Origin of the sequence: Tahibacter caeni, assembly GCF_024609805.1 — a bacterium.
Classification (GTDB): Bacteria; Pseudomonadota; Gammaproteobacteria; order Xanthomonadales; family Rhodanobacteraceae; genus Tahibacter; species Tahibacter caeni.
Genome location: NZ_JANFVR010000465.1, coordinates 1 through 2,914, shown reverse-complemented (window position 1 = coordinate 2,914; position 2,914 = coordinate 1). Strand labels below are relative to the sequence as shown.

Below are 2,914 nucleotides of genomic sequence, written 5' to 3'. Positions count from 1 at the left end.
GGCGTGCTGCCGGCCAGGCTCGGCAGCGGCGGCAGCATGTCGAGCGCGAGGTCCACGTCGGCCGGCGGCGGCGCTACCGGCGACGGGGCGGCGGCGGGTCCCGCGTCGGACGCGGCGGCAGCCGCTTCGGCAATCGTTGCCGCGGGCGTCTGTTTTATATTTTTCTCTACTTTTACAGAAGTATCCACTGCCGGCGCCGCGCCGGCAGTCGTTTCGACGTAGCCCTTGCCGGTCTTCTCGGCGACGAGCTTGTCGAGCGCGGACTTGGCCTTGGCCACGTCGGCGAAGGACTTGGCCTGGCTTTGTCCCTGCGTGCCGATGCGGCCCCAGCGGATGACGAGGTCGGCGCCGTTCTGCGCGATCTCCCAGAATTTGTTCGACCCACCCTCGCTGAACTCGAAACGACGCATGGCATCCTTGGCTGCCGCGGACGGAGCGTCAAAGCTAATCGGCGGCCGTCACAAGGTCCAGTCCACCGGAGTCATGCCGTGCTTGACGAGGTAGTCGTTCGCGGCCGAGAAATGCCCGCAGCCGATGAAGCCGCGATGCGCCGACAGCGGCGACGGATGCGGCGCCTTGAGCACGAGATGCCGGCTGCGGTCGATGAGCCGGCCCTTGGACTGCGCGTAGGAGCCCCAGAGCATGAACACGAGGTGGTCGCGCTCGCGGTTCAGCGCGTCGATGACCGCGTCGGTGAAGCCTTCCCAGCCCTTGCCCTGGTGCGAGCCGGCCAGGCTCTGCTCGACCGTCAGCACGGCATTGAGCAGCAGCACGCCCTGCTCGGCCCAGCGCGTCAGGCAGCCGTGGCGCGGCGGCACGAAGCCGATGTCGCGCTGCAGCTCCGCGTACATGTTGCGCAGCGACGGCGGCACCGGCACGCCGGGCTGCACCGAAAAGCACAGGCCGTGGGCCTGGCCCGGGCCGTGATACGGATCCTGGCCGAGGATGACGATCTTGACCCGGTCGAACGGCGTCGCGTCGAGCGCCGCGAAGATCTGCTTCGGCGGCGGATAGATGATCTTGCCGCTGCGCAGCTCGTTGCGCAGGAATTCCGACAGCGCCTGCATGTCTGGCCGGTCGAAATAACCGCCGACGCGTTGCTTCCAGCTCGGCTCGAGCTTCAACCGCGCATCGGTCATGCGGTTTCCGTCATGAGCGCGCGCGCATGCTGGCCCACGCGCAGCTGGAACAGCAGCTTGGTGATCAGCAGGCGCTCCTCGATCGGCTTCTCGACGAGGTCGTTCGCGCCCTGGCGGATCAGCACGGCCTGGTTCTTGGGATTGTCGTCGCCGGTCATCACGAGCACGGGCAGTTGCGCCTTGCCGTAGCCGAACTCGTTGCGGATGCGTTCGAGCAGATCGCCGCCGGTGAGCTCGCCCTTGAGATTGACGTCGGTCAGCACGATGTCGGCGCCGGGCACCTTGCCCTGGGCCTTGGCCGTGTCGAGCAGCGCGAGCGCATCCTCGACGCTGACCACGTGCAGCACGGTCAGGCCGTGCTTTTCCATCATGCGCCGCGTCGCGAGCGCGACGACGCGGCTGTCCTCGACGTAGAGCACCTCGCCGGTCACGTTGGACTCGGGCCGCACGTAGCCGCGGATGAACGCGGCCAGCGCGGCGAAACCGAGCGACTTGTCGAAATAGTCGGTGACCGCGTCGGACAGGGTGCGCGCAACGAGCCGCTCCTGCACGTCTCCCGAGACGACGACGATCGGGATATAGGCCTGCGGCGCATGCTCGCGGATGTACTGGGCCAGTTCCAGGCCGTCCATGTCGGGCAGGCGCAGCGCCGTGGTCACGAAATCGACGACGCCGGCCTCGAGCTGCTGCTTGGCTTCGGCGCCGGTCTCGCAGGCCAGCACGGTCACGCCCGGCAGGTCGGACTTGAGCACCTGCTCGATCAGCCGGCGCACGACCTTGGACCCGTCGACCACCATCACGCGAGGTTCGTCGCTGGCGATATGTCGGGTCAGATGTGCGTCCACGGGTTCCCCTTCAGCGAATGACTGCGGCGCGGCTCGGCGCCCGCCGCTTCACAACCCTACCAAACTTGCCCTGCAACACGCGTTCGGCCGCCGCGACGACGAGGACCTCCGGAGCGGCCTGCGCGGCGCGCCGCCGCGCCGATGTCCGGCAGCATCGCCTTCACGACGTCAAACACTCGCGATGCCGGCGCCGACCGCCTTCGCTTCGGAGGCCGCACCGCAGAAGCCGCAGCCCGGATCGTTCAGGGGTCAATCCGGATGCGCTTCGGCCAGATGCCGGGCGGAAGCAAGCATAGCGCCAAGCCAGCCCAATGCGGCACTGAGCACCGGCACGGCCAGCGCCGCGGCCGGCGCCAAGCCGTGCAGTATGAACCGGTTGTCGTAACTGTCGAGCAGGCGGTCGACCGGCGCCTGCAGCGCCCACTGCACGCCGTAGACGACGATCAGCGCGAACACGCCGCTGAACAGGCCGTACCAGACGCCGGTGTACAGGAACGGCCGGCGCACGAAGCCCGGGCTCGCGCCGATCAGATGCATGACGGCGATCTCTTCGGCGCGCGACTGGATGTCGAGCCGCACCGTGTTGCCGACCACGAGCAGGGTCGCCAGCGCGAGCAGGCCCGCGAGCACGAGCACGCTGCGCTGCGACAGGCCGAGGATGGCGCCGAGGCGCCGGCGCCAGGCGGCGTCGTATTGCACGAGGTCGACGTCGCTCTCGGCGCGCAGCACGGCGAGCACGGCCGGATCCTCGCTGCCGCGCGCCTCCTGCGGCGTGACCACGAGCACCTGCGGCAGCGGATTGAACTGCAGCACGTCGAGCGCATCGGCGAAGCCCGACATCGCGCGGAATTCCTCGAGCCCCTGCTCCGGCGTGATCTGCTTGACCGCGGTCACGTCGCCGCGCGCGCGCAGCCGCGCCGCGAGCGCGGC

At 68.9% G+C, this 2,914-nt stretch carries 4 protein-coding genes; all 4 read right to left on the bottom strand.

Annotation, left to right across the window (positions count from 1 at the left end):
* Positions 1 to 410, bottom strand: a 410-nt coding sequence (locus NON22_RS22675) for a WGR domain-containing protein (protein ID WP_257389260.1), incomplete at its 3' end; no start/stop codon positions are given.
* A gap of 48 nt (positions 411 to 458) precedes the next feature.
* On the bottom strand, positions 459 to 1,139 hold the full coding sequence (ung, locus tag NON22_RS22670; protein ID WP_257389259.1) for a uracil-DNA glycosylase: 681 nt from the start codon (positions 1,137 to 1,139) through the stop codon (positions 459 to 461).
* Positions 1,136 to 1,936, bottom strand: a complete 801-nt coding sequence (locus NON22_RS22665) for a response regulator (protein WP_257389261.1) — start codon at positions 1,934 to 1,936, stop codon at positions 1,136 to 1,138. Before NON22_RS22665 ends, ung begins: the two co-directional genes overlap by 4 nt.
* A 297-nt stretch (positions 1,937 to 2,233) precedes the next feature.
* Positions 2,234 to 2,914, bottom strand: a 681-nt coding sequence (locus NON22_RS22660; protein WP_257389258.1) for a cell division protein FtsX, incomplete at its 5' end; no start/stop codon positions are given.